The sequence below is a fragment of the Bradyrhizobium sp. STM 3561 genome (assembly GCF_045571455.1).
Classification (GTDB): Bacteria; Pseudomonadota; Alphaproteobacteria; order Rhizobiales; family Xanthobacteraceae; genus Bradyrhizobium; species Bradyrhizobium vignae.
In genome coordinates this window covers 2,486,702-2,511,884 of sequence record NZ_CP120695.1, presented here as the reverse complement: position 1 = coordinate 2,511,884, position 25,183 = coordinate 2,486,702, and the positions used below count along the sequence as shown (strand labels likewise).

23 protein-coding genes are annotated in these 25,183 nt (G+C 64.3%); 13 read left to right on the top strand and 10 right to left on the bottom strand.

The features are described from left to right. Positions 1-4: 4 nt before the first annotated feature. The 4 genes from kynA to P6U28_RS11535 form a co-directional block, all read right to left on the bottom strand. The gene (gene kynA, locus P6U28_RS11550) at positions 5-844 is read right to left on the bottom strand and encodes a tryptophan 2,3-dioxygenase (protein WP_129142904.1); all 840 of its coding nucleotides are present in this window, start codon (positions 842-844) and stop codon (positions 5-7) included. Positions 845-879: 35 nt separating this feature from the next. After that, positions 880-1,689: an alpha/beta hydrolase gene (locus P6U28_RS11545; protein ID WP_129142905.1), complete on the bottom strand. Its 810-nt coding sequence runs from the start codon at positions 1,687-1,689 to the stop codon at positions 880-882. A gap of 280 nt (positions 1,690-1,969) precedes the next feature. Next, complete coding sequence (locus P6U28_RS11540) at positions 1,970-3,247, bottom strand: ArgE/DapE family deacylase (protein WP_407122264.1); 1,278 nt, start codon at positions 3,245-3,247, stop codon at positions 1,970-1,972. 54 nt (positions 3,248-3,301) lie between these two features. Beyond that, positions 3,302-4,027, bottom strand: a complete 726-nt coding sequence (locus P6U28_RS11535) for a pyridoxamine 5'-phosphate oxidase family protein (protein ID WP_407122262.1) — start codon at positions 4,025-4,027, stop codon at positions 3,302-3,304. 75 nt (positions 4,028-4,102) lie between these two features. Between P6U28_RS11535 and P6U28_RS11530 the strand changes: the two genes are divergently transcribed. After that, positions 4,103-5,572 carry a PLP-dependent aminotransferase family protein gene (locus tag P6U28_RS11530; protein WP_407122260.1) on the top strand — a complete coding sequence of 490 codons (1,470 nt, stop codon included), beginning with the start codon at positions 4,103-4,105 and terminating at the stop codon, positions 5,570-5,572. 67 nt (positions 5,573-5,639) lie between these two features. Beyond that, positions 5,640-5,885: a DUF6719 family protein gene (locus P6U28_RS11525; protein ID WP_122403522.1), complete on the top strand. Its 246-nt coding sequence runs from the start codon at positions 5,640-5,642 to the stop codon at positions 5,883-5,885. Between the two features lie 12 nt (positions 5,886-5,897). Here P6U28_RS11525 and P6U28_RS11520 read toward each other — a convergent pair whose 3' ends face one another. Then, positions 5,898-6,260: a hypothetical protein gene (locus P6U28_RS11520; protein ID WP_122403523.1), complete on the bottom strand. Its 363-nt coding sequence runs from the start codon at positions 6,258-6,260 to the stop codon at positions 5,898-5,900. Positions 6,261-6,287: 27 nt separating this feature from the next. Next, entirely contained in the window at positions 6,288-6,467 is a 180-nt protein-coding gene (locus P6U28_RS11515; RefSeq protein WP_407123218.1) for a hypothetical protein, read from the bottom strand. A 399-nt stretch (positions 6,468-6,866) separates the two neighbouring features. Here P6U28_RS11515 and P6U28_RS11510 point away from each other — a divergent pair, with 399 nt between their 5' ends. Beyond that, positions 6,867-7,052, top strand: a complete 186-nt coding sequence (locus P6U28_RS11510; RefSeq protein ID WP_407123054.1) for a hypothetical protein — start codon at positions 6,867-6,869, stop codon at positions 7,050-7,052. Between the two features lie 15 nt (positions 7,053-7,067). On the opposite strand, the gene P6U28_RS11505 is transcribed toward P6U28_RS11510, so the two are convergent. Then, positions 7,068-7,616, bottom strand: coding sequence for a CreA family protein (locus P6U28_RS11505; RefSeq protein WP_407122258.1), 549 nt, complete (start codon positions 7,614-7,616; stop codon positions 7,068-7,070). Between the two features lie 209 nt (positions 7,617-7,825). On the opposite strand from P6U28_RS11505, the gene P6U28_RS11500 reads away from it, so the two are divergent. The 5 genes from P6U28_RS11500 (at position 7,826) to P6U28_RS11480 (ending at position 13,386) form a co-directional block, all read left to right on the top strand. Beyond that, complete coding sequence (locus P6U28_RS11500) at positions 7,826-9,424, top strand: L,D-transpeptidase family protein (RefSeq protein WP_407122256.1); 1,599 nt, start codon at positions 7,826-7,828, stop codon at positions 9,422-9,424. Positions 9,425-9,515: 91 nt separating this feature from the next. Next, complete coding sequence (locus tag P6U28_RS11495) at positions 9,516-10,085, top strand: glutathione peroxidase (protein WP_407122254.1); 570 nt, start codon at positions 9,516-9,518, stop codon at positions 10,083-10,085. Positions 10,086-10,246: 161 nt separating this feature from the next. Next, positions 10,247-11,257 (top strand): polysaccharide deacetylase family protein, encoded by a 1,011-nt coding sequence (locus P6U28_RS11490; protein WP_407122252.1) that lies wholly within the window; start codon positions 10,247-10,249, stop codon positions 11,255-11,257. Between the two features lie 7 nt (positions 11,258-11,264). Continuing rightward, complete coding sequence (locus P6U28_RS11485) at positions 11,265-11,816, top strand: dihydrofolate reductase (protein ID WP_407122250.1); 552 nt, start codon at positions 11,265-11,267, stop codon at positions 11,814-11,816. A 514-nt stretch (positions 11,817-12,330) separates the two neighbouring features. Beyond that, positions 12,331-13,386: an AraC family transcriptional regulator gene (locus P6U28_RS11480; protein ID WP_407122248.1), complete on the top strand. Its 1,056-nt coding sequence runs from the start codon at positions 12,331-12,333 to the stop codon at positions 13,384-13,386. Here P6U28_RS11480 and P6U28_RS11475 read toward each other — a convergent pair. Both P6U28_RS11475 and P6U28_RS11470 read right to left on the bottom strand, forming a co-directional pair. After that, positions 13,383-13,835 carry a DoxX family membrane protein gene (locus P6U28_RS11475; RefSeq protein ID WP_122403529.1) on the bottom strand — a complete coding sequence of 151 codons (453 nt, stop codon included), beginning with the start codon at positions 13,833-13,835 and terminating at the stop codon, positions 13,383-13,385. The genes P6U28_RS11480 and P6U28_RS11475 overlap by 4 nt on opposite strands. A 315-nt stretch (positions 13,836-14,150) precedes the next feature. Beyond that, positions 14,151-16,460, bottom strand: a complete 2,310-nt coding sequence (locus tag P6U28_RS11470) for an NADP-dependent malic enzyme (RefSeq protein WP_122403531.1) — start codon at positions 16,458-16,460, stop codon at positions 14,151-14,153. Positions 16,461-16,706: 246 nt separating this feature from the next. On the opposite strand from P6U28_RS11470, the gene P6U28_RS11465 reads away from it, so the two are divergent. Next, the gene (locus tag P6U28_RS11465) at positions 16,707-18,677 is read left to right on the top strand and encodes a hypothetical protein (RefSeq protein ID WP_407122246.1); all 1,971 of its coding nucleotides are present in this window, start codon (positions 16,707-16,709) and stop codon (positions 18,675-18,677) included. Between the two features lie 184 nt (positions 18,678-18,861). On the opposite strand, the gene aspS is transcribed toward P6U28_RS11465, so the two are convergent. Beyond that, the gene (gene aspS, locus P6U28_RS11460; protein ID WP_129142913.1) at positions 18,862-20,634 is read right to left on the bottom strand and encodes an aspartate--tRNA ligase; all 1,773 of its coding nucleotides are present in this window, start codon (positions 20,632-20,634) and stop codon (positions 18,862-18,864) included. Between the two features lie 196 nt (positions 20,635-20,830). On the opposite strand from aspS, the gene P6U28_RS11455 reads away from it, so the two are divergent. The 4 genes from P6U28_RS11455 (at position 20,831) to P6U28_RS11440 (ending at position 25,176) form a co-directional block, all read left to right on the top strand. Further along, positions 20,831-22,303: a protein adenylyltransferase SelO gene (locus tag P6U28_RS11455; RefSeq protein ID WP_407122245.1), complete on the top strand. Its 1,473-nt coding sequence runs from the start codon at positions 20,831-20,833 to the stop codon at positions 22,301-22,303. 203 nt (positions 22,304-22,506) lie between these two features. Continuing rightward, a complete protein-coding gene (locus P6U28_RS11450) occupies positions 22,507-23,358 on the top strand; it encodes a phosphodiesterase (RefSeq protein WP_407122244.1) in 852 nt (283 codons plus the stop codon). Position 23,359: 1 nt separating this feature from the next. Further along, on the top strand, positions 23,360-24,310 hold the full coding sequence (locus P6U28_RS11445; RefSeq protein ID WP_407122243.1) for a carbohydrate ABC transporter permease: 951 nt from the start codon (positions 23,360-23,362) through the stop codon (positions 24,308-24,310). Then, entirely contained in the window at positions 24,307-25,176 is an 870-nt protein-coding gene (locus P6U28_RS11440) for a carbohydrate ABC transporter permease (RefSeq protein ID WP_129142917.1), read from the top strand. The genes P6U28_RS11445 and P6U28_RS11440 overlap by 4 nt, the downstream gene beginning before the upstream one ends. The last annotated feature ends 7 nt before the right edge of the window (positions 25,177-25,183 follow it).

Here is a 25,183-nt window from a genome sequence, read left to right as displayed (position 1 = left end):
ATCCCTACAGAATCGTACGCACGCGCCAGAGTTCGGGAAACAGCTCGACCTCCAGCATGCGCTTGAGATAGCTGACCCCGCCAGTGCCGCCGGTGCCGCGCTTGAAACCGATGACGCGCTCGACCGTGGTCACATGATTGAAGCGCCAGCGGCGGAAATAGTCCTCGAAATCGACCAGCTTCTCGGCAAGTTCGTAGAGCATCCAGTGCGTCTCCGGCGCCTCGTAGACGATACGCCAGGCCTGCAGCACGCCTTCGTTGAAGCTGTGGGTCTCACGGACGTCGCGCGCCAGCACCGCTGGCGGCATTTTCAGTCCATTGCGGTCGGCGAGCCGCAGCACCTCGTCATAGAGGCTTGGCGTGGCGAGTTCGGCTTCGAGCAGCTTCGTCGTCTCCGCATCGTGCGCATGCGGCTTCAGCATGGCGTGGTTACGATTGCCGAGCAGAAATTCGATCAGCCGGTATTGGCGCGACTGGAAGCCCGAGGATTGCCCAAGCTGCGAGCGGAAACGGGTATATTCGCTGGGCGTCATGGTGCGCAGCACGTCCCAGGCGTTGTTGAGCTGCTCGAAGATCCGCGACATCCGCGCCAGCATCTTCATCGCGGGCTGCACCTCATCCCGTGAGATCGCACGGCGCGCGGCGCTGAGCTCGTGGATGGCGAGCCGCATCCACAGCTCCGTAGTCTGATGCTGGATGATGAACAGCATCTCGTCATGCGCTTCCGACAGCGGATGCTGCGCGCCAAGAATCGCATCCAGCGCCAAGTAGTCGCCATAGGACATACGCCGGGCGAAATCGGTCTCGGCGCCTTCGCTGGTAGGATCGTAATCGCTGGACGTCATGACAGGTCCTTTCGATCGATCTCGCCCGGCTTTGCTCAATCGAGGCCGATCAGGCGGGCGGTGATCGGTGAAGACGGGTCCTTCAGCCCGTCGATCACAGTAAAATGGTTGAGGCCGGGCTCGACGACGAGGCGGGTCGGCACGTCAAAGCCGGTCCAGATATTGGCCATCAGATCGGACTGACGGATGAATTCGGGCCGCTCGCTGCCACCGACCCAGGCGGTCACCGGCGAATGCCCGCGCGGCAGGTGCAGCGCCGCACTTTCGAGCGTCGCCTCCTCCATGGTCATGCGCAGCGTCTCGTTCATCTTGGTCTTGAGCAGCGGACGCAGGTCATGCAGGCCGCTGATCGAGAGCGTCCCGACGATGCGGTCGTAGACGGCGGACTCGAGCCGGCTGTCGTCGCACAGCATGCGCGTGACGAGATGCCCGCCGGCAGAATGGCCAGCGAGCCGGATCGGTCCTGAGACGAGCGATGCCGCTTTGGCGATCGCGGCGGCGATTTCTGCTGTGATATCGGAGATGCGTGCGGCCGGCGTCAGCGTGTAGCTCGGCAGCGCGACCGTCCAACCATGATGCCGCGCGCCTTCGGCGAGATCGGTCCAGGTCGATTTGTCGAAGCGCATCCAGTAGCCGCCATGGACGAACACGACGAGGCCCTGGCTGTCGCCGTCAGGCAGGACCAGGTCGAGCTTCTGCCGCCGGCCGGTGCCATAGGCGATGTCGGGGCGAATCCCCCTCAGCCCGGCGCGGTAGGCCGCCGCCCGCTCCACCCACAGCGCAGGCATCTTGTCTGAGCCCGGGATATGGGCCGAATTGGCATAAGCGTCATCCCAATCGCGCATCGTTGCTCCCGAGGACTCGTCCAGCGAACCGGACACCAGTCTGCCACCGGTACGGCCGGCATCCTAGTGTTTATTTTAAGCTTAAAGCATTCGAGAGGAGCCCATCTATTGGACAGGCGACGACTGGCCCGTGCGTTTCCCGGGCGCAGCGCAGCGTGCAACGATGCGCTGCTGAACCGGGGTCCAGTGCATACGGCGACATGGGTCCGGCTCTGCGGAGCGCCACGCGGAACGGCGCTTCGCATCGTCCGCGCGCTGCACCCGCGTCCGGGACCGCAAACTACGCCTTCTCCACCCCGCACCACTCGGCGATGAACAGTGCCATCGCCTTGGTCGCCTTCTTCAGCGACTCAAGCTCGACAAACTCGTTGAAGCCGTGCATCTCGCCTCCGCTGGCGCCAAAACACAGACTTGGAATGCCGTGGTTGAGACCGTAGAAGCGGGTATCGGTGAGCGCAGTGAAAACGAGGTCCTCGACCGCGCCGCCATAGACCTTGTTGAAGGCCTTGCCGAACGCAGCCTCAGGCTCCGCGGCATTGGTCAGCTCATAGCCTTCCGACAGGAAGCCCGACCATTCGATCTGCGGCGGATTGTTGGCGAGGAAGGGGTGGTTACGCGCAGCGGCAGCGACGCAAGCCATGATCTCCTTCTGGTGATCGGCGATCGACCAGCCCGGCAATACGGCAATCCGACAGTCGACGTCGCACCAGGCCGGCACGCTCGAGGCCCAGTCGCCGCCCTTGATGATGCCGGGGTTGAAGTTGATGGGATGGTTGAGTGTCTTGAAGTGGCGATCGGCCTTGGCGCGCTCGTTCCATTCGATCTCGAGCTTTTGCAGCGCCTGGATCAGATGATACGCCGCCATGATTGCGTTCGCGCCGGAACCTGCAAAGGCGACATGGGTCGGGTGCCCCTTCACGCGCAGACGAAACCAGATCACGCCGACCTGTGAGCGCACCATCTTCCCGCCCGTCGGCTCGGGAATGAAGCAGGCATCCGCGCGGTAGCCGCGCTGCAGCGTGGAGAGCGCGCCGACGCCGGTGCTCTCCTCCTCGATCACGGATTGGAAGTGGATTCGTGCCGTCGGCTTGAGGCCAGCGGCCTTGATCGCATCGAGTGCGTAGAGCGCGCCGATCGTGCCCGACTTCATGTCCCAGGCACCGCGGCCAAACATCTTCCCGTCCTTGATGACGGGTGAAAACGGCGGGGTATCCCACAATTCCAGCGGACCCGCCGGCACCACGTCGCAGTGGCCCTGCAGGATCAGCGATTTGCCGACGCTGGTTTGCGGACGGTAGGTGCCCACCACCGAACGCGCCTTGGAGAAATCGTGCTCGATCGAGCCGAAGCCGCGCAGATCCTTGAGGTCGTCGATGTTGATGTACCAGTCGTCGACCTCATAGCGGCGTTCGCGCAGGAGGTCTCCGATCATGTCCTGGCACGGCCCCTCGGCCCCGCGGGTCGAGGGGATCGCGACGAAATCACGTGTGGTCGCAAGCTGGGCTTTGAAGCCGGCATCGACGGCATCAAGAATCCTCTGCTGCGTTTCGGCATTCATCAGGCAACTCCAATCGGGCATTCAGATCATCGATGGAGCGCAAGCTAGCCGATTTCAGCCGTTCGGGTACTCCACAGAATAAGCATCCCGCAATGCATCTTCGAGCAGTCGGCCTTCTGAATAGCCATTGAGCGTCGCAGGGCGCGTAACACCCTCGAGGAGGCGCGGGCAAGGTTCCGGCGCGCCGAGCACCGTGCGCACCGGAATGCGCTCGGCATAGATTGGCAACGGATAGTCCTCGTCGTCGTCAGCGACACCCTTGGCGCGGATCTTGGCCGAGGCTTCTTCGATCTCCATCGCAATGAAGGACGTTGCCTTGATCTCCTGCGTAGTGCTCTGTCGCAGGCCGGCGGTACGGTCCGGGAAGAAGCGATCGACCATCGCGATCACCGCCCGCTCCTTCTCCTCGGGATCGGTGACGAGATAGGCCGTGCCGAACGCCATGACTGCGCGGTAGTCGGCGGAATGATTGAAGCCGCAGCGCGCCAGCACGAGGCTGTCGAGATGGGCGACCGTCAAGCAGACGCGCTCGCCCTTAGTCTGGTTACGCAACATGCGGCTGGCGCTCGATCCGTGCCAGTAGAGCTTGGTGCCCTCCCGCCAGAAGAAGGTCGGCGTGCAATAGGGCTGGCCCTCGATCACATAGGAGACGTGGCACAGCATCGAGGAATCCAGGATGCGATGAACCGTATCGTGATCGTAGAAGCCGCGGTCGTGCCGGCGCTTCACCTGGTTGCGCGCCGATGTCGGATAGGAATTTGATGTCTCGGTCTGGCTCACGGCCGCTCCTGGTCGGATTGGATGATTTCCGAAGCAGTTGTAGCGGCACGTTTGGTCTGCGATAGTTCCAATTCCATGCAAAAAATTCCGACCAATTCTTCCTGCCGAGCCAAGGCCGAGCTTCCGCTCGACCTGACCGGGCCCCACGTCACGGCTGGCGCCTCCGCCGCGCACCGGCTCTATCAGGCGCTGTGCGAAACGATCGTCTCTGGCCTGGTCAAGCCCGGGGAGTCGCTGCCGCCATCGCGGACGTTGGCCAGGCAGACCGGCTTCCGGCGCAACGCCGTCGTCACCGCCTATGAGCGCCTGATCGCCGACGGCTTTGCCGTCGCAACCGTCGGCTCCGGAACCTTCGTCGCAGCACGTATCCCCGCGAGGGGGGCCGAGACCAACAAGCCGAAGGTGGTTGTCGAAACACCGAGGCAAGGCGCGCTTGCGCTCGGCTGCACCCATATCGACGAGCGTGCGGTGCAACGCCTTCGCGCTTTCGTCGGCCGCCGCATGCGCGCGTTCGGGTCCGAGCACCTGCATTATGGCGATCCTCGCGGCAGCCGCGAGCTGCGTGCGGCGATCGCCGATCACCTGCTGTCGGCGCGCGGACTGCGCTGCGACCCCGATCAGATCATGCTGACGTCGGGCACGCTGCACGCGCTGCGCATCGTGCTGAGCGCGATCCTGAAGTCCAACGACCAGGTCTGGTGCGAGGACCCCGGCTATCCCGCCGCGCGAAAGACTATCGCGCATTGCGGCTATCGCGCCGTGCCTGTCGCCGTCGACGAGCACGGGATGCGTGTCGCCAAAGGCCGCATCGCGGCACCGTCGGCGCGCGCGGCCTACGTCACACCGTCGCACCAGTTTCCGCTGGGCGTGCAGATGTCGATGCCGCGGCGGCTCGAGCTATTGGACTGGGCGAAGCAAGCCGGCGCATTCGTGCTTGAGGACGATTACGATAGCGAATTCCGCTATGACGGCGCACCGCTGATGTCGCTCGCCGGCATCGATCGCCTCCAGCGGGTGATCTACCTGGGCACGTTTGCCAAGACGCTGTTTCCGGGCCTTCGCATCGGCTATTGCGCCCTGCCCGAACGCCTGATCGCGGACGTGACGGCCGCGCGCGCGGCGCTCGATCGCTTTCCCGGCACACTGATGGAGGGCGCGGTGGCGGACATGCTCAATTCCGGCGCCTTCGCCGCGAACCTGAAGCGCGTGCGTAAACTCTATCGCGAGGCGCGCGATGTGCTCGCCGAAACGCTGGAAGTCGCATCCGATGGTGCGCTTTCGGTGCCAGTGCCCTCACAAGGCCTGCATCTCGTCGCCCGATTCGATCCCTCGGTCGATCCGGCGGTGGCAGCGCATGCCAAGCGAGCGGCCGGCACGGAAGGCTGGCTATTGGCCGACACCTATTCGCGCGGGCGTCCGCTGCCCGGCTTCGTGCTGGGATTTTCCGGCCACCCGGTTCCACAGCTCGTGACCGCCGCCGAACGTCTCGCGAAGGAATCGCGCGCAGCGTTGGGCGCAAGCCGAAAATCGGACCGCCGGGCGTGACGAAGCTTCACTATCAGAATCGCCTGCCGGTCCCTAAATTGCGGCATCGATGCCGGGACCTCACATCATGCTGCTTCGCCACGCAACCTGCCTCTCGCTGCTGATCTCCATCGCGCTTGCCTCAACGACACGCGCAGGGACTATTGGACGCGAGCAGGACATCGTCGATCTGAAGCTCGGCCAGCGTGTGCTCGTGGATGATGGAACCTGCCCCGCCGGCCAGGTCAAGGAAGTGCGCGGTGCGAAGATGACCGAAAAGGGAGTCTCGCGCACGAGTTCCTGCGTGCCGCGGCACGGACCGAAAATGAAATGATGATCTGAGAGGCTACTTCGCCGGATCGAACATGCACTGCAGCGTCGGTTTGGCAATCTTGGTGAAGGTCGGGCCGATCTCGCCCTGCTTGGAAGCCGGCACCCAATCGGTCTCGATGGTGGGCACGCCGGTTTCGCTGATGCCCCGCAGCAGCGCTTCGCGCAGATCGCGGTCCTCGACGGCCGCGGCGGCGTGGTCGTGCAGACAGCCGCAGACTTCCTCCGGATGCTCCCAGCGTCCGAGCATGCGCGGCGCGCACTGGCGCACGAATTCGGTGCGGGGATCGGGCAGTCTGGAGGGCGCGCGCACTTGCGCCTGAACGGAACTGATCGTCAGAACGGACACGAACGCTGCGGCGCAGAGACGAAGCAACATGATGGCTTTGCCGGCTATTGTGTGCGGTCAGAGGCGCGCGGCGACCATGATCGGCTGTGCGGCCGGGACCGTGACGGGCGAGCCGCTGTACTGGAAAGTGCCGACACCGGGGAGATCGCCGTCGGGCGAACCCGCAAATGAGGAGCCGGCGAGCACGAAACCGAAAGCAAGGATGAAGCCGAGCGCGCGCATGATCTTGTGTCCCAATTCGGTCGCCGGCGGTGCGCCGTCGTTGTGACGCTGATAACCATGGGCGGTTTCGTGCGTGATGCGTGAAAAGCTGAAAATGGTTTCGTCTTCGTGAGAATTGTTTCGTCCCATTCAAGACGACGAAACATTTCTCGGAAAATGCCAGTCATTTCAGCAAGGTCTCGCTGCAGGTCAATGTGGCCCGCCAAGTTCCGGCGCCAGCACGGACATGCGCCTTGCACAGGCGCCGTCACGCTCCCGCCGCCCGCGTTTCACATGCATTTTACTCTTTTCTGCTGAAAGGAGCGGCAAACGAGGGCTGGGTGCGATCGAACCGGGGGTGGTTCGGCGGCGACCCAAGCCATCGAAACCGAGACGCCCGGATCATCGGGCGCATTCACGTGAGGGATGGCCATCATGATGGCGGGAAATCGCGCAACGCCGCGCGATGCGGATCTACAGACCGATCGCGGAGAGCAAACACCCATTCGCGGCAGCGCCGGCGAAATGGCGCTGCAATCGAGCCGCGGCTTCGAGGCCGCGCCGCAGATGTTCGTGCGGCTGACCGGTTCTCATCTCGCGAAGCCGCGCAATCGTCACTGAGAAAACGCGAACGCGTCACTGCGTGAAGAACTCGCCGCACTTCTGGACGTTCGCGTCCGCCGGCCCCCACGGCATGATCGGCACGGTCGAGGTCGAGTTCTTGGGCGAGCCTTCGATCAGCTTGTCCGAATAAACCATGTAGACCAGCACGTTGCGCTTGGCGTCGCAGCCGCGCACGATCTGCATCTTTTTGAAGAACAGCGACCGGCGCTGGCGGAACATGTCGTCGCCCTGCTCCATCTTGTGCTTGAACTTGATCGGACCGATCTGGCGACAGGCCAGCGAGATGTCCGAGACCTCCTCGGCAAGGCCGAGCCAGCCCTTGAAGCCTCCTTTCTCCGGCACGGTGAAGTGACAGGCGACGCCCTCGACTTCAGGATCATCGAGACCATAGGTCGCGAGCTTGTCGTTCGGGCTCATCCATTTGAACACGGTGGAGCGGCGAAAGATCAGATCAGGCTCATCGGCGGCGGACGCCGCCGCCATCGGCGCGGTCAGAATCAGCAGGAATAAAGCGAGGCCTTTCAAGCGGATGCTGGAAAGACCGGGGAAACGGGATGACATGAAGTTCTCCGGTAACAAGTTCCCGCAATGTAGGAACGCGAGCGACGATCAGGAAGGACGCGGACAGTCAGGCGCGGCCGCCGTTTACCGCTCCGTGAGGCTTTTTTGCTACGTCTTGAACAAAAGTAACTGACGGCAGAACCGCCCTGCTGGTGAACGCGTAGTCCCCTCTGAGACACTAACATCTGATTTGGATTATGGATTCGAGGATGAACAGCGTGAACGGTTCGGGTTCTGCCGCCAAGCCGGCGCGGCTGTGGCAGGTCGCCATCTTGACGGCGGTGGGTGCGATCGGCGCGACCAGCCAGGCAGACGCAGCGTTTTATTATTGGACGGACTATTCCGACGGGTCCTATTACGCCCGGCAGGATCGGCTTCCCGAAATACCGCGCCAGAAGCCGCAAAAGCGTGGCGTCGCAAGCAAGAAAGAAAGCCTCATCGAGAAGGAAGCCGGCACCAAGCCGCAAGGACCGCTCGTCATTGTCGTTTCGATCGACCGGCAGAAGGTGACGATCTACGACAGCAACGGCGTGTTCGCGGAATCCCCGGTTTCGACCGGCATGAAGGGCCACTCGACGCCGATGGGTGTGTTCAGCGTCATTCAGAAGCACAAATTCCACCACTCCAACATCTATAGCGGCGCGCCGATGCCGTACATGCAGCGGATCACCTGGTCCGGCGTCGCCATGCATGCCGGCGTGCTGCCGGGCTATCCCGCCTCGCATGGCTGCATCCGCATGCCGATGGCGTTCGCGATGAAGATGTGGAACTGGACTCGGATGGGTGCGCGCGTGATCGTGGCGCCGGGTCAGATGTCACCGCAGAGCTTTTCCCATCCCCTGCTCGCCTCCTTGCGCGTGCCACCGCAGCCCGCGGCGAGCATCGAACCGCAGACCAATGTCAGCGACAAGGCCGATAAGGGCACCGCCGAAATCAAGCCAGTCGAGACCAAGACGGCCAGCGCCGACAGCGTGCTCGACCTGCGCACCTCCGTCGGCCACGCCGTCATGTCGGATGTGACCACGGGCAATGCGCCCGCGCGCGACGAAGCCGCGGCACCGGCCGACAACGTCAAGACGGCCGAGGCATCTGATGCGCCCAAGTCTGATGCGCTCAAGTCTGATACGCCCAAGTCCCAGTCGCAAGATGCGGCCAAGCCAGCGAACGACGACAAGCCCGCCGAGAAGGTCGAGGCTGTCAAGGCCGAGCCGGTCAAGACCGAGGCGGCGGACTCCGCGAAGACGCCCAATGCACAAGCGACTGCTCCGGCGCTCGCCACCTCGCCCGATGCGAAAAAGGACGAGAACCGCGTTGCCGATCCTGCGCCGGCGACAAAGACTGATACGCCCAAACGCGCCGGCCAGATCGCCGTCTTCATCAGCCGCAAGGATTCCAAGCTCTATGTGCGGCAGAATTTTGCGCCGCTGTTCGAGGTGCCCGTCACGATCGCCGCGAGCGACCGGCCGCTCGGCACGCATGTCTTCACCGCAGAAGTCGACAAGGCCGATGCCAATGCACTGCGTTGGTCGGTGGTGTCGCTGCCCGTCGCCGCGCGTTCCGCGGCACGCGAGGATGACAGCCGCGTATCGCGCCGCCAGCGCGGCGCCGTCGTGATCCCCGTCGCTGCAAAACCGGTGCTCATGCCGGACAGCCCGGCTGAAGCCCTCGACCGCATCTCCGTCCCCTCCGACACCATGGCGAAGATCAACGAGATGCTGACGTCAGGCAGCTCAATCATCGTCTCCGACCAGGGCATCAACCAGGGCGAGACCGGCGAAGGCACCGATTTCATCGTCCGCCTGTACTAGCGCCTCTCGCAGTGTTCAATAACGCGTTGTTGACGAGCCCGCTCGCGCCGGCGGAGTAACATGCCTTCCGGATCATTTCGGGGACGCCGTCATGATGAACCGCAGGACCATGCTCATCGCGGCGCTCGGCGGCACGCTCGCGCCCGTAACGCGCGCCCTCGCTGATGGTGGCATGAGCCGGATCTCGGCCTATGCCTTCTCCTTCCCTGCACTGTCAGGCGACGACATCCGCCTCGCCGCGTTCACCGGCAAGCCGCTGCTGGTGGTGAACACCGCCTCGCTCTGTGGCTACACTCCGCAATATGCCGGCTTGCAGGAGGTCTGGAACGAGTTTCGCGAGCGCGGGCTTACCGTGATTGGCGTGCCCTCCAACGATTTCGGTGGCCAGGAGCCCGGCGGCGCGAGTGAGATCATGCAGACCGCGCATCACCAATATGGTGTTACCTTCGCGGTTGCGGCGAAGGCCGTGGTGGTCGGTGCAAAAGCGCACCCCTTCTACAAATGGGCCGCTGAGGCGCGACCGAAGGAAGTTCCGCGCTGGAACTTCCACAAATACCTGATCGGCCGCAACGGCTATATCGCCGAGGTCTTTCCCTCCGCAGTCGAACCGGCCGACACGCGGATCAAAACGGCCATTGCCAGGGCGCTGGCCGATAGTTGACGCCGGCCCTATCCGGCTGGGCACAATTATGGCGGGCGGTCAAACAGCCGTTGCAATGGCGAGGGCCCACCATCTAGGCTAGGATCGTTTGGGGCAGGACGGTTTTTGCCGCAGGCGAAAAGCCGCGGCGGAACAACGGGATCAATCTCGAGGACAACACCATGCATGTGGCGGCAGGACTGATTTTGGCAAGCGCGTTGTCGGTTGCGTTGACCGGCGCAGCATGGTCGCAGACACCGGCCGCGAAGCCCGCAGCCGCGGCACAAGCCGCACCGGCGGCTGCAGCGCCCGCTGCGGCTCCTGCGCCTGCAGCAGCTGCTCCGGCCCCAGCGGGCTTCGTCAATCCGCCCCCGCCGAAACAGGCGCCGCAGCCGGCGCGCGCGGCCTGCAATACGCCGGGCGCCCTCGGTGTCGCCCGCACCGTCGAGATCGACACCACGGGTGGCCCCGGCTTCGGCTTCGAGCATTTCAAGGAGCTCGATTTCCTGCGCGACCACGAGGTGGTGCTGACCTTCGACGATGGCCCTTGGCCGAAGAACACGCCTGCCGTGCTGAAGGCGCTCGCCGACGAATGCACCACAGGCATCTTCTTCTCGATCGGCAAGCACGCGACCTATGAGCCGGAGATCCTCAAGCAGGTCTACGCCGCCGGCCACACTGTGGGCAGCCACACATGGTCGCACGCCAATCTGAACAACAAGAAGCTTAACGAGGCGCAGCGCAAGGAAGAGATCGAGAAGGGTCTTTCCGCCGTGAAGTGGGCGCTCGGTGGTATCTCCCCCGCACCGTTCTTCCGCTTCCCGGCGCTGCAACATCCGCCGGAGATGGTCACCTATCTCGGCAACCGCAACATGGCGATCTTCTCCTGCGACATCGACTCCTTCGACTTCAAGGCCTCCAAGCCCGAGAAGGTGATCGAGACGGTGATGAAGAAGCTCGACACCAAGGGCAAGGGCATCATCCTGATGCACGACTTCCAGAAGCACACTGCGGAGGCTCTGCCCGAGCTGCTCAAGCGGCTGAAGGCCGGCGGCTACAAGGTGGTGGCGATGCGCGCCAAATTCCCGGCCTCGACGCTGCCGGAATACGATCAGGAGCTGCTCAAGGACATCAAGCTGCCGACGGTGAGCCAGCGCCCGGTCAATTCCGTGGTGACGACCGTATCCGAATAGAAGGCCGTTGTCTTTCCGTATCGAGGGCTACGTCATCGTGTCAGCGGACGGCATGCTGGCCGATGCCGATCACGTCATGCCCGACAGCCTGAAGTTCGAAGGCGACAAGCTGTTCTTCGAGCAGGCGCTCGAGCGCGCCGCGCTGATCGTGCATGGCCGGCACTCGCACGAGCAGCAGCCGAATTCGCCGAAGCGCAAGCGGCTGATCCTGACCCGCAAGATCAAGGACCTCACCGTCGATCCGGAGATGCCGAACGCGACGCTGTGGAATCCGGAGCATGCGAGCTTCGAGGCGGCCTGCGCCTTCGCGGACGTCGCCTCCGGCATGATCGCCATCATCGGCGGCCCGGTCGTGTTCGACATGTTCATGGACCGTTACGACACGTTCTGGCTGTCGGAGGCTCCGCACGTGCGGCTGCCCGGCGGTGAAGGCTGCTTTGTCGGCGTGCCCCAGCGGACGCCGCATGAGGTGCTGGCTTCGCATGGGATGAAGCCGGGCGCGCCGTACTTGCTCGATGCGGCGCATGACGTGACCGTGACGCCGTGGCGGCCGGGTTAGCCTCTCGGCATTGCCGACGTCGCTCACAGCGGGAGGTCAGTTTCAAAACTGGAAAAACAACCCCATGCAAAGTACCGGCAATATAATACCGCTATTTATCCTGGCGTTTCAGCAAGCTAAATTGGTCCCGCCGCCGGCCAGCGCAAAGCCGACTAGCATATTTGCCGAGACCCAATAATCGGCCCCGACGGCGGTGATGGCGCTATAGCCAGCGTCCGCGGCGCTGCGTCAATACGAGCCGGCCATTCAGAAACACCGCATCAATAGACTGAGACAAAAGCGCAAGATTGGACGGCTTCGGATCGAGGCTGCCGCCCGCGGGCGGCAGGATTTCTGGACGAACGAACCATTTCCTTTCGCCGGATGTAAACCTGCAGCGAGGCATGATTGGTCCGGCTGGGACCTTCCCCGCTCCTTAACCACGATCAAGACGCGACCACCCACCAGTATGAGCGACGACGATACGACGACAAATCCCCCAGACGGCTCCGGACTGACATATGATGCAGCCCCGATGTCATCCCTGCTACCGGCATTCGGCTTCACCGCCGATCAGATGGAGACCGATGCGAACGTCGCCGCCTGGCGGGAGGCTGTCGCCACGCTGTTCGAGGTCGACGAGCTCGCCGCCGACGAACCGGGTCCGTTTCGCGCCGACATCAGCTCCTACGCCATGGGGCCGGCGCTGATCGGGCTGAGCCGTGCCAGCGGCCAGCGCTTCCGCCGGACGGCTGAAACGATCGCGCGCAGCGGCGTCGACCACATCATCCTCCAGCTCTATCTGAAGGGCGGCTATGACGGCGTCGCGGGCACCCGGCCGATGCAGGTGCGCGCCGGCGACATCTGTCTGTTCGACCTCGCCCAGACCCTGGAGACCAAGGCGACGGCGTTCGAGAATGTCACGCTCGTCGTGCCGCGCCCGATGTTCGGCACCCATCTCCTGCGGGTCGACGATGTGCACGGCCTCGTCCTGCCGGGCAGCAGCGTGATCGCAAGGCTGCTGGCGGGACATCTCACCGCGCTGTTCGAATTTGCGCCGCGCATGACGCTCGACGAATGCCAATCGGTGGTCGAGGGCACGGTCTCGCTGCTGGCCGCCTGCCTGCGCAACGAGCTCGAACGCGGCGATGCCGATGCCGACCATACCATCGCTGCGAGCCCGTCCCTGATGCGGATCCGCCAATATATCGAGGCCGGACTTGCCCGTGAGGATCTATCCGCCAATTCGATCGCGGCCCATTTCGGCCTGTCCCGGGCGTCATTGTACCGGCTGTTCGCGCCGGTGGGCGGCATCGCCGATTACATCCGCAGCCGCCGGCTGCACCGCGCCTTTTCGATCTCGCCAATTCGGGCGCACGTGGTCCGCGGATCAGCGAGGTCGCGCGGCGCTGGCAGCTCGGTTCCGACGCGCATTTCACGCGCTCGTTCAAGGCAGCCTATGGCATCACGCCCCGCGCCGCGCGCGAGGCGGCCTTGCTCGGGGTACAGCGGGGCACGGATGGAGCAAGCAGCGCGACTATTTCCCGCTGGATGCGCGAGATCGCGCCTCCGAGAGCGGATTGATGGCTAGACGTCGCCGTAGGCCGCCTCAGCCGGGCGCGTCGTGCGGCCGTAGCCGATGATCATGCAGAGCGCGCCGATGATCGACAGGTTCTTGAGCGCGTCGACCAGCATCTTGGCGTTGTCCGGCGGAGTCTGGTTCCAGAAATCGTAGAACAGGACGGTCGCGACCGCGACGTAGATGATCAGCAGCATCGCGAAGAAGCGCGCGCCGAAGTTCAGCGCGATCATCAGCCCCGCAATGATCTCGAGCCCGCCGATCGCAATGGCCAGGAGCCGCGGCGTCGTCATGGCCGTCGCCGCCTCGATCTGCTTGGCATAGGGGGCGATGACGTCAGGCACGACCAGCTTGGCGGCGATGAGATCGGCGGTCGCCTGGATGGCAAAGAGCTTGGTTGCGCCCGTATAGACGAACAGCACCGCGAACAGGATTCGCCCGAAAGTCACGAACGCTGGCATGATCGGCCTCTTGCAAAGCGCTACCGCAGGGAACGCTCGAGGGGATTATGAAGAGTCCGTTTGCGCTTTTCAAACGAGGAAATGGAGAGCCGCGAGGAATTCAAAGCTGGCGGCGCGCTATTCAGTTGGCGCTCCCTAGCGGAATCGAACCGAGAGCGGCGCGATCGGCCGCAACGCTCTCAGCGTCATGGCCGGGCTTGACCCGGCCATTCACGACTTGCCTCGCAGGACGAAAAACGTGGATGCCCGGGACAAGCCCGGGCATGACGAGTTTGCGGAGCGAGCACCCCACAACACCTTGAGCGGGCGAAGCAGCTACGTAAACAACGTCGGCTGCTGCCGCGCGGCGCGCTCCTGGGCTTCCACGACCGCAACCGCCGTCATGTTGAGGATGCCGCGCGCGGTGACGCCCGGCGTCAGGATGTGGGCCGGGCGCGCCGGGCCGATCAAAATCGGACCGACGGGAAGTGCGTCCGCCAGCGCCTTGATCATCTGATAGGCCACGTTGGCGGTGTCGAGGTTCGGCATGATCAGGATGTTGGCCTCCCCCTCGAGCTTGGAGTGCGGCAGCACGAGCTTGCGGGCCGCAGCCGAGAGCGCGGTGTCGCCCTGCATCTCGCCGTCGGCCTCAATCTCGGGATGCTTGTCTTTCAGGAGTTGGGTCGCCCGCCGCATCTTGCGCGAGGAGTCCGTATCGTAGCTGCCGAAATCGGAATGCGAGATGAAAGCGACCTTCGGCTTCAGGGTGAAGCGCTGCACGTGCAGGGCCGCCAGCGCCGCGATCTCGGCCAGCTCCTCCGCACTCGGATTGGGCCGCACTTGCGTGTCGGCGATGAAGAAGGCGCCCTTGCTGGTGATCAGCAGCGCCAGCGCGGCGTAATCGCTGATCCCCGGCGAGAAACCGACGATCTCGCGCACATGGCGCAGATGGCTCATATAGCGGCCCTCGACGCCGCAGAGCATGGCGTCGGCCTCGCCGCGCACCACCGCAAGCGCCGCGATAACAGTGTTGTTGGTACGCACCACCGTGCGTGCCGCATCCGGCGTCACGCCGCGACGGCCGGCGACCTCGACATAGGACTGCACGTAGGAGCGGTAGCGCGGATCGTCCTCGGGATTGACGAGGTCGAAATCCTTGCCGGCCTTGATCGAGAGTCCGAAGCGCTTGATGCGCGCCTCGACGACTGTCGGGCGGCCGACCAGGATCGGTCGCGCCAGCTTCTCCTCCAGCACCACCTGCGTGGCGCGCAGCACGCGCTCGTCCTCGCCTTCGGCATAGATCACGCGGACCGGCTGGGTCTTGGCCTTGGCGAACATCGGCTTCATGACGAGGCCGGAGCGGAAGGCGAAGCGCTCGAGCAGCGCCCTGTACTCGTCGAAATTGGTGATGGGCCGCGTCGCGACCCCCGATTCCATCGCCGCCTTCGCCACGGCCGGCGCGATGCGCAGGATCAGGCGCGGATCGAACGGGCTCGGGATCAGCGAGCCCGGACCGAAGCCTTGCGTCTCGCCGGTGTCGAAACCCTGCGCAACCGCATCCGACGGCGCCTCGCGCGCGAGCTGCGCGATGGCCTCGACGGCGGCGTGCTTCATCTCCTCGTTGATCGCGGTGGCGCCGACGTCGAGCGCGCCGCGGAAGATGAAGGGAAAGCAGAGGACGTTGTTGACCTGGTTCGGGTAGTCGGAGCGGCCGGTGCAGATCATGGCATCGGGCCGCGCCTTGCGCGCCTCTTCCGGCATGATCTCCGGCACCGGGTTGGCGAGCGCCATGATCAAGGGCTTGTCACCCATCGCCTTGGCCATCTCGGGCTTGAGCACGCCGGGTGCCGAGAGGCCGATGAAGATGTCGGCGCCGCCGATGACGTCGGCGAGCGTGCGCTTGTCGGTCTTCTGCGCATAGACCGCCTTCCAGCGGTCCATCGAGGTGTTGCGCCCCTCATGCACGAGACCGTCGATGTCGCAGACCCAGATGTTCTTGCGCTGCGCGCCCATCGACACCAACAGGTTCAGCGTCGCGATTGCGGCAGCCCCTGCTCCCGAGGCCACGATCTTGACCTCGGACAGCTTCTTGCCGTTCAGCCTGAGGCCATTGACGATGGCGGCGGCGACGATGATGGCGGTGCCGTGCTGGTCGTCGTGGAAGACCGGGATCTTCATACGCTCCTTCAAGCGCGTCTCGATCTCGAAGCATTCCGGTCCGCGGATGTCTTCCAGATTGATGCCGCCGAAGGTCGGTTCGAGCGCCGCCACCGTCTCGACCACGCGGTCGATGGTGTCGGCGGCGATCTCGATGTCGAACACGTCGATGCCGGCGAATTTCTTGAACAGGACCGCCTTGCCTTCCATCACCGGCTTGGAGGCCAGCGGGCCGATATTGCCGAGGCCGAGCACCGCGGTACCGTTCGAGACCACCGCGACCAGATTGGCGCGGGTGGTGAGCGTGGCCGCCTCGGCCGGGTTCTTGGCGATCTCGGTGCAAGCCGCGGCGACGCCCGGGGAATAGGCAAGCGCCAGGTCGCGCTGGTTCGCAAGCGGCTTGCTTGCCTGGATCTCGAGCTTTCCGGGGCGCGGCAGACGATGATAGGCCAGCGCCGCCTGGTGGAGATCATCAGAATAGGATGACATGCGGTGTCTTGCCTCGCGTTACCGGCCTCAAAATGCGTCATCCGGAGCGCCGGCCGAAGCGGACGGGATTTCCGGGTCGTGGAAACGGGATGAAGCACGGCCGAAGGCCCGGTGGCAACATCCGATTGCGGCCCCATCAACAGGGCGCACCGTCAAATATTTGAAAACCATAGCTTTCCCTGGACGGCCCGAGGTTTCGCGAATATGGCAGGTTGTGCGGTGTAAAACGAGCAACTGGAGCTGGGAATGAAGCGGATCCTGATCGGCCTGATCGTGGCAGCCGTGCTCGGAGCGGGCGGATGGTTTGGCTTCAACCTCTATGTCCAGCATCGGGCAACCAGCGAGGTCGAGGCGGCATTCGCGCAGATCCGCGCAAGTGGCGGCAAGGCGAGCCATGGCAAGATCGCCTTCGAGCTGTCGAGCCGGACGCTGACGGTCGAGGACATCAATGTCGAGCCCGCCCAGCCGCAGCTCGCCAACGTCAAGGTCGCCAAGATCACGGCCGTCGGCGTACGCCAGCCAGATGAGAGGCATTTCTCGGCCGACAGCATTGACGTGTCCGGTGTCGAGGCCACCTTCACCTACACGGAGCCGGCGAAGCTGAAAGCGAACTACAAGATTCCGCAGATCACGGCGCGCGACTTTTCGGCTCCGATTCGTGGGGCCGAGGCGTCGCTGTCTGGCTCGATCATCGACATGTACCGCTTCATGCTGGCGCAATACGCAACCGTCTCGGCCTCGTCGATTGCGGTACCGACCGTTTCGGTCAACGTCGATGCGGGCACCGGTAATGCCGGCAGCGGCGATTATGTCTATTCGGGCCTATCGATCCAAAACGTCGACCACGGCAAGATCGAAACGGCGAAGACGGACCGCATCACCTATTCGATCGACTTGGCTCAGCCGGGCAAACCGACGAAAATGATCGGCGAGCTATCCGGCCTGGCCGCCACTGATTTCAACTCAACCGCTGTTAGGGCCGCGCTCGATCAGCAAGGGGCGAGCGACGACAGCTTCCACAGAATCTATCGACGCATCTCGGTCAACTCCTACATGGTGACGACCGCACCGGGCGTGCGCCTGCAGGTCGACGGCATCACCTTCGACGACATCGCGATCCGGCCTTCCAAATTCCGCCCGGCCGAGATAATCGCGCTGGTGCCGGCTGACGGCTCGATCCCGACGCCGGCGCAGTCGCGCGACATGATGGAGAAGGTGGCTGACTTCTTCGAGGGCTTCCAGATCGGCAAAGTCGAGATCGGCAAGCAGACAATCGAGACGCCGCAAGGAACGGGGCGGCTCGGCGCCATCAAATACGATCAAGATAACATCGTGCTGGAAGCCCTCGACATGCCGCTGCCGCAGGGGCAGCTCAAGATGGAGCGGTTCGCGCTGAAGTCCTTCAGCGCGGCCAATCTGATGCGCTGGGCGGCCAGCCTCCGAACGCCCGGACAGCCGCCCTCGCCTGACCAGATGCTCGGCCTGTTCCGCGTGCTGGAAGGTGCCGAGATCAAGGGCGTGGTCTCGCCCTACAAGAATACGCGGCAGCTCGTCACCATCGACACGATCAGCATGAACTGGGGCCAGCTGGTCGGATCGATCCCGAGCAAGGCCAGTCTGGTCGTGAAGATGGTCACGCCGACCGATCCCGCCAATCCGGCCCTGCAGCCGCTGATCGTGGCAGGCGTGGACAAGCTCGCGATCGACCTCGATCTCGGCGCGGCCTGGACGGAATCGTCGGGCGCGTTCGCACTTGCACCCGCCACGCTCGATCTCGGCAACCTCGCCAGGGCGCAGCTGAGAGTGGCGCTTGCCAAGGTGCCGCGCGACCTCTTCACCACGACGGACCGGTCCGAGGCGATGGCTCAGTTGGTCGAGGTCGAGACCGGCGCCATCGAGCTCTCGTTGCGCGATCGCGGCGTGGTTGATCTGGTCGTGGCCCAGTTCGCGCGCATGCAGAATGTCAGCCGCGACGCCGCGCGCGGCGCCATCGTCGCGATGATCCGTGCGCAGGGCGAGAAGATCGCGGGGGCCAATGGCGACGCGAGAATGGCGGTCGATGCGCTCGCTGGTTTCGTAGAGGCGTCAGGCCAAACGCTGAGCGTCAAACTGATGCCCCGAGCCAAGGTCCCTCTGATGCAATTGATGCAACTGTCGCAAAGCGACCCCGAGAGCGCGCTGGCGCAGTTCAGGATCGAAGCCTCGACGGGGCTGTAGGACTTTTTTGCTGCGAAATTGGGCGGCAGCTGCCTGGCGAAAATCCCTCCCCGTCATTGCGAGCGCAGCGAAGCAAATCCAGAGTCCCTCCGCGGAAAGATTCTGGATTTGCTTCGCTGCGCTCGCAATGACGCGTGGAGAGAGCGCGCCTCTCTCCAGATGCGGGGAGAGGCGAAGAGCCACATCACTTCTGCGGCAGGTTCACCCGCACATGCAGCTCGCGGAGCTGTTTTGTCGTGGCTTCCGACGGCGCGCCCATCAGCAGGTCCATGGCCTGCTGATTCATGGGGAATAGCGAGATCTCGCGCAAGTTCGTGGTACCGCAGAGCAGCATCACGATGCGGTCGACGCCTGCGGCCATGCCGCCATGCGGCGGGGCACCGTACTGGAAGGCGCGATACATGCCACCGAAACGCTCGACCACTTCCTGCTCGCCGTAACCTGCGATCTCGAACGCCTTCACCATGGCTTCCGGCACGTGGTTGCGGATGCCGCCCGAGGCGATCTCGTAGCCGTTGCAGGTGATGTCGTACTGGAACGCCTTGATGGTCAGCGGATCCTGCGACTTCAGCGCCTCCAGGCCGCCCTGCGGCATCGAGAACGGGTTGTGCGAGAAGTCGACCTTCTTGTCGTCCTCGTTGTACTCGTACATCGGGAAGTCGACGATCCAGGCGAGCTCGAACCGCTCCTTATCGGTGAGGTTCAACTCCTCGCCGACCTTGTTGCGGGCGAGCCCCGAAAACTTCCAGAACTTGTCGGGATCGCCGGCGACGAAGAAGGCGGCATCGCCCTCCTTCACGCCGAGCTGCGCGCGGATCGCAGCGGTGCGCTCGGGCCCGATGTTGTTCGCGAGGGGGCCTGCGCCCTCGCCGCCCTCGCGCCACATGATGTAGCCGAGGCCGGGCTGGCCCTCGCCCTGCGCCCACGAATTCATGCGGTCGCAGAACGCGCGGCTGCCGCCACCAGCTGCGGGAATCGCCCACACCTGGTTCTTGGGATCTTCGAGCATGCGCGCGAACACCTTGAAGCCGCTTCCGCGGAAGTGCTCGGAGACGTCCTGCATCTCGATGGGGTTGCGCAGGTCCGGCTTGTCGCTGCCGTATTTGCGCAGCGCCTCCGCAAACGGAATCCGACGCCAGCCCTTCGTCACCGGCTTGCCCTTGGCGAACTCCTCGAACACGCCGGTGATCACAGGCTCCATCGCCGCAAACACGTCTTCCTGAGTGACAAAGCTCATCTCGACGTCGAGCTGGTAGAACTCGCCCGGCAGGCGGTCGGCGCGCGGGTCCTCGTCGCGGAAGCACGGCGCGATCTGGAAGTAGCGGTCGAAGCCCGACATCATCAAGAGCTGCTTGTACTGCTGCGGCGCCTGCGGCAGCGCGTAGAACTTGCCGGGATGGATGCGCGATGGCACCAGGAAGTCGCGCGCGCCTTCCGGCGAGGATGCAGTCAGGATCGGGGTGTTGAACTCGAAGAAGCCCTGCTCTTCCATGCGGCGGCGCATCGACTTGATGATCGCGACGCGGGTCATGATGTTCTGGTGCAGCTTCTCGCGGCGCAGGTCGAGGAAGCGATACTTCAGGCGGATGTCTTCGGGATATTCCTGGTCGCCGAACACCGGCAGCGGCAGGTCGCCGGCCGGGCCCAGCACCTCGATCTCGCTGACATAGACCTCGACCTTGCCGGTCGGCAGGTCGTCATTGTCGGTGCCGTCGGGGCGGCGGCGGACCTTGCCGTCCATCTTGACCACGAATTCCGAGCGCAGCTTTTCGGCCAGCGAGAATGCCGGCGAGTCCGGATCGACCACACACTGGGTCAGGCCGTAATGGTCGCGAAGGTCGATGAACAGCACGCCGCCATGGTCGCGCACGCGATGGACCCAGCCCGAGAGCCGGATGGTCTCGCCGATGTTGCTCTCGCGGAGCGCGCCGCATGTATGTGACCGGTAGCGATGCATGGTCGTCCCAAAATCAATGTCGGAGGAAGCGAATCGGGCGGCCTGTCGTGGCCAGTCCGAAGTTGCGGCAGGGTTTACCCGACGAGACCCAAGGCGGCAACCAAGGGAACGCCCTGTTTGGGGCCTGAGGTGCCCATTTTTGGCCGATCAGGGCACAAGCCTTTGCCATCGGGCGTTCCAGCCCTATCTTGAGGCCATGACGGTCCATTTCCCCTTCCAGAACTCCTATTCGGCGCTGCCGGACAGCTTCTTTGCTCGCGTCGCGCCGACCCCCGTCGCCGCGCCCCGGCTGATCAAGCTGAACCGGCCGCTGGCGATCCAGCTCGGGCTGGATCCTGACGTGCTGGAGACCCCGGAAGGTGCCGAGATCCTGGCCGGCAAGACGGTTCCCGCGGGCGCCGATCCCATCGCCATGGCCTATGCCGGCCATCAGTTCGGGCATTTCGTCCCCCAGCTCGGCGACGGCCGAGCGATCCTGCTCGGCGAGGTCATCGACAAGGACGGCGTCCGCCGCGACATCCAGCTCAAGGGATCTGGCCCTACCCCGTTCTCCCGCCGCGGCGACGGCCGCGCTGCGCTTGGACCGGTCTTGCGCGAATACATCGTCAGCGAAGCGATGTTCGCATTGGGCATCCCGACCACCCGCTCGCTCGCCGCCGTCGTCACCGGCGAGCACGTCATCCGCGAGACTGCACTGCCGGGCGCGGTGCTAACGCGCGTCGCCTCCAGCCATATCCGCGTCGGCACCTTCCAGTTCTTCGCCGTCCGCCGCGACACCGATGCGATCCGCCGTCTCGCCGATCACGTCATTACCCGGCATTACCCGGAGCTGCTGCATGCGGAGCGGCCCTATCACGCCCTGCTCGCTGCCGTCGTCGCACGACAGGCCGAGCTGATCGCGCGCTGGCTGCTGGTCGGCTTCATCCATGGCGTCATGAACACCGACAACACGTCCATATCAGGCGAGACCATCGATTACGGCCCCTGCGCCTTCATGGATGCCTACAACCCCGCGCAGGTCTTTTCCTCGATCGACGAGATGGGCCGCTACGCCTATGCCAACCAGCCGCGCATCGGCTTGTGGAATCTGACACGCCTCGCCGAATGCCTGCTGCCGCTTTTCTCGGACGAGCAGGAGAAGGCGGTCGCGGAAGCACAGGAGATCCTCGGCGCATTCTCGGATCAGTTCAGCAACGCCTATCAGGCAGGCCTGCGCAAGAAGGTCGGCCTGTTCACGGAGCGCGACGGCGACGATGCGCTGATCCAGGACCTGTTAGATGCCATGGCGAAGAACCAGGCCGACTTCACCCTCACCTTCCGCAAGCTGGGCGATGCCGCCGCTGATGACGCCGCCGACGTGCGCGCGCAGTTTCTGGAGCCCGCAGCATTCGACGAATGGGCCGGCCGCTGGCGCGCGCGCGTCGCGCTGGAGCAGCAAGACCCAGCCGAGCGGCAGGCCGCCATGCACGCCGTCAACCCGATGTTCATCCCGCGCAACCACCGCGTCGAGGCCGTGATCCAGGCCGCCGTCAACGACGACGACTACGCCCCGTTCGAGGAACTGGTGAAGGTGCTGGCGAAGCCGTATGAGGACCAGCCGGAGCATGCGGCCTACGCCGATCCGCCGCTGCCGGACCAACGCGTGCTGCAGACGTTCTGCGGGACGTGAGCTCGCCCGACCACGCACGACCTCTAATTGCTTCACTTTGTGGATAGCGCCTTGCGCTGGTCCATTGCTCTGCGGCGGACGCTGTGGACGCGTCCCACCTTCGGGAACGGCTGTCATCAAACTGAAACACACGCGCTCTAACGGGCTGGCAGCGCCGTCTTGCCGGAGGCGCCCATCCTCCAACCGTCCCGACACAGCGCGCCATGCCTTTCAAATTCATCCACCTCACCGACACGCACCTGGCGAACCCCGGCTTGACGCTCTACGGCCTCGATCCGCGCGCCCGGCTGGATGCGGCGATTGCCGACATCAACAAGCATCAGTCCGACGCTGCGTTTGCGGTCGTGACCGGCGATCTCACCCATTGGGGCGAGGCCGAGTCCTACGCCAACTTCGCCGAGGCGATGGCGGCGCTGAAGATTCCCTACATCGCGATGGTCGGTAATCACGACCGCCGCGTCACCTGCCTCGACGCGCTGAAAGCCGCGCCGCGCGATGCCAACGGCTTCGTGCAGGGCACGCGCACCACCGAGCACGGCCTGTTCGTGTTCCTGGACACGCTGGACGAGACCAGCCACGCCGGCGAGATGTGCGCAAAGCGCCTCGGCTGGCTGGAGAGCACGCTCGCCGCCGCGCCCGCCGACCAAGAGTTCGTCGTGTTCATGCATCATCCGCCCTTCCCGGTCGGGGTCCACGCCATGGACGAGATCGCGCTGAAGCAGAGCGCCGAATTCGCGGACGTCATCGCGCCCTACCGCGCGCGCATCCGGCACCTCTTCTTCGGCCATGTGCACCGGCCGATTTTCGGCAGCTACGGCAAGATCCCGTTCTCGACGCTGCGCGGCACCAATCACCAGGTCTGGTTCGAGCTCGACGCTGCCGCCACCGAGCACCTCGCCAGCCACGAGCCGCCGGCCTATGGCGTGGTGCTGATCGACCAGGAGAACCTGGTCGTGCACAGCCACGATTTCCTCGACCAAAGTCTGCGCTTCCCCTTCGAGCCATCGGCGGGAGTGGACGGCCGCGACTATGCGCTCAATTTTCGGGCGCCATGAGATGAGCTTCGCTGAACCCGCGGCTCTCCCGGTCGCGACGTCGGCGGCACCGCGTCTGCACGTCCTGAAGCGCTTCACGAGCAGCTTCAAAGCCTCGCTGCCCGCCTATCTGCTGCTGCTGCCCTCGCTGATCTTCCTCGCGCTGTTCACCTATGGCGCGATGGGGCGCGTCGTGATCGACGCGCTCTATCAGCGCGCGACGCCGAAGGCGCCGGTGCGTTTCGTCGGCCTCGACAATATCAGCGCAGTCCTCGCCGACCCCGCCTTCACCGGCGCGATCGTCAACAACCTGATCTACGCCGTCGGCACGGCGGTGCCGAGCATCGCCCTTGCGCTGTTGTTCGCGCTGGCGCTGGCACGCACCCATGCCGTGAACAGCGCGCTGCGCGCCGCGCTGTTCCTGCCGGTGCTGATCCCGATGGTCGCGGCATCAGCACTGTTCCTGTTCATCTTCCTGCCGAATGTCGGCCTGCTCGACTACTATATCGGCCGGCTGCTGCCGGTGCTGCCGAACTGGCTCGGCGACCCCGATATCGCGCTCTACGCGATCATGATCATCACGATCTGGAAGAACGCCGGCTATTACATGCTGTTCTTCCTCGCCGGCCTTCAGGCCGTGCCCGAGGACGTGATGGAGGCCGCACATCTCGACGGCGCCGGGCCTTACATGCGCCTGCGCCACATCATCCTGCCGGAGCTCAAGCCCACCTTCCTGTTCGTCACCGTCATCGCGATCCTCAACGCCGTGACGCAGGTCGACCACGTCTTCGTCATGACCCAGGGCGGGCCATCCAATTCGACCAATCTCGTGCTGTTCTACATCTACCAGCAGGCGGTCGAGCATTACGACATCGGCAAGGCCTCGGCGGCAACGCTGCTGACCCTCGCCGCACTGATGGGGCTCACCGCACTGTCCTTCCGCACCATGGCGAACCGGGAGGGCGGGCCATGAAGCTGATCGACAGGCTCTACAAGGACGCCCCGCTCGCCACCCGAGGCGAGATCACGCCCAAGCTCGGCTTTGCGCTGACCGTGCTGCTCGCGATCGTCTGGCTGATCCCGTTCCTGTGGATGGTCGTGGCGACGCTGCGCCCCGCCTCCGACGGCATCAACGCCATGGCCGAACTGATGCCGAGCCTGAAGCCCACGCTCGACAATGTCAGGGACGCCTGGGAGATCGGCGATTTCCCGCGCTACACGATCAACACCACGATCATCTGCACTGGCATCTTGCTGGTGCAGTTCGTCACGATCACGCTCGCGGGCTTTGCCTTCGCGCGCCTGGATTTCGCCGGCAAGACGCTGATCTTCTACCTGTTCCTGATGCAGCTGATGCTGGTGCCGGTGCTCCTGATCGTGCCGAACCTGTCGCTGGTGGCGCAGCTCGGCCTCTATGACACGCTGACCGGCGTGATGATGCCGTTCTTCGCCTCCGCCTTCGGCACCTTCCTGATGCGCCAGGCTTTCGAGGCGATCCCGACCGAGCTGGAAGACGCAGCCCTGATCGACGGCGCCAGCCTGCTCCAGCGCATCCGCCACATCTACGTGCCGCTGTCGATGCCGAGCTTCTCCGCGTTCGCCATCATCTCCGTGACCAGCCACTGGAACGACTTCCTGTGGCCGCTGATGGTGATCAACTCGCCGGACAAGCGGCCGCTCACGGTCGGCCTCTCCGTGTTCACCAAGACCGCCGAAGGCACGCAAGCCTGGGGCACCATCGCCGCAGGCACGCTCATGGTGGTCGCGCCGCTGCTCGTCGTCTTCCTGATCTTCCAGAAGCGCTTCATCAGCTCCTTCGTCACCTCAGGCATCAAATAGGAGATTT

What these genes read in the sequence shown, in the direction of transcription:
- P6U28_RS11445 (WP_407122243.1), top strand. Translation starts at nt 23,360, where the DNA reads ATGAGCTTCGCTGAACCCGCGGCTCTCCCGGTCGCGACGTCGGCGGCA.
- P6U28_RS11500 (WP_407122256.1), top strand. Translation starts at nt 7,826, where the DNA reads ATGAACAGCGTGAACGGTTCGGGTTCTGCCGCCAAGCCGGCGCGGCTG.
- P6U28_RS11540 (WP_407122264.1), bottom strand. Translation starts at nt 3,247, where the DNA reads ATGAATGCCGAAACGCAGCAGAGGATTCTTGATGCCGTCGATGCCGGC.
- P6U28_RS11490 (WP_407122252.1), top strand. Translation starts at nt 10,247, where the DNA reads ATGCATGTGGCGGCAGGACTGATTTTGGCAAGCGCGTTGTCGGTTGCG.
- P6U28_RS11440 (WP_129142917.1), top strand. Translation starts at nt 24,307, where the DNA reads ATGAAGCTGATCGACAGGCTCTACAAGGACGCCCCGCTCGCCACCCGA.
- P6U28_RS11545 (WP_129142905.1), bottom strand. Translation starts at nt 1,689, where the DNA reads ATGCGCGATTGGGATGACGCTTATGCCAATTCGGCCCATATCCCGGGC.
- aspS (WP_129142913.1), bottom strand. Translation starts at nt 20,634, where the DNA reads ATGCATCGCTACCGGTCACATACATGCGGCGCGCTCCGCGAGAGCAAC.
- P6U28_RS11530 (WP_407122260.1), top strand. Translation starts at nt 4,103, where the DNA reads ATGCAAAAAATTCCGACCAATTCTTCCTGCCGAGCCAAGGCCGAGCTT.
- P6U28_RS11510 (WP_407123054.1), top strand. Translation starts at nt 6,867, where the DNA reads ATGATGGCGGGAAATCGCGCAACGCCGCGCGATGCGGATCTACAGACC.
- P6U28_RS11470 (WP_122403531.1), bottom strand. Translation starts at nt 16,460, where the DNA reads ATGTCATCCTATTCTGATGATCTCCACCAGGCGGCGCTGGCCTATCAT.
- P6U28_RS11480 (WP_407122248.1), top strand. Translation starts at nt 12,331, where the DNA reads ATGTCATCCCTGCTACCGGCATTCGGCTTCACCGCCGATCAGATGGAG.
- P6U28_RS11450 (WP_407122244.1), top strand. Translation starts at nt 22,507, where the DNA reads ATGCCTTTCAAATTCATCCACCTCACCGACACGCACCTGGCGAACCCC.
- P6U28_RS11475 (WP_122403529.1), bottom strand. Translation starts at nt 13,835, where the DNA reads ATGCCAGCGTTCGTGACTTTCGGGCGAATCCTGTTCGCGGTGCTGTTC.
- P6U28_RS11505 (WP_407122258.1), bottom strand. Translation starts at nt 7,616, where the DNA reads ATGTCATCCCGTTTCCCCGGTCTTTCCAGCATCCGCTTGAAAGGCCTC.
- P6U28_RS11520 (WP_122403523.1), bottom strand. Translation starts at nt 6,260, where the DNA reads ATGTTGCTTCGTCTCTGCGCCGCAGCGTTCGTGTCCGTTCTGACGATC.
- P6U28_RS11525 (WP_122403522.1), top strand. Translation starts at nt 5,640, where the DNA reads ATGCTGCTTCGCCACGCAACCTGCCTCTCGCTGCTGATCTCCATCGCG.
- P6U28_RS11455 (WP_407122245.1), top strand. Translation starts at nt 20,831, where the DNA reads ATGACGGTCCATTTCCCCTTCCAGAACTCCTATTCGGCGCTGCCGGAC.
- P6U28_RS11465 (WP_407122246.1), top strand. Translation starts at nt 16,707, where the DNA reads ATGAAGCGGATCCTGATCGGCCTGATCGTGGCAGCCGTGCTCGGAGCG.
- kynA (WP_129142904.1), bottom strand. Translation starts at nt 844, where the DNA reads ATGACGTCCAGCGATTACGATCCTACCAGCGAAGGCGCCGAGACCGAT.
- P6U28_RS11495 (WP_407122254.1), top strand. Translation starts at nt 9,516, where the DNA reads ATGATGAACCGCAGGACCATGCTCATCGCGGCGCTCGGCGGCACGCTC.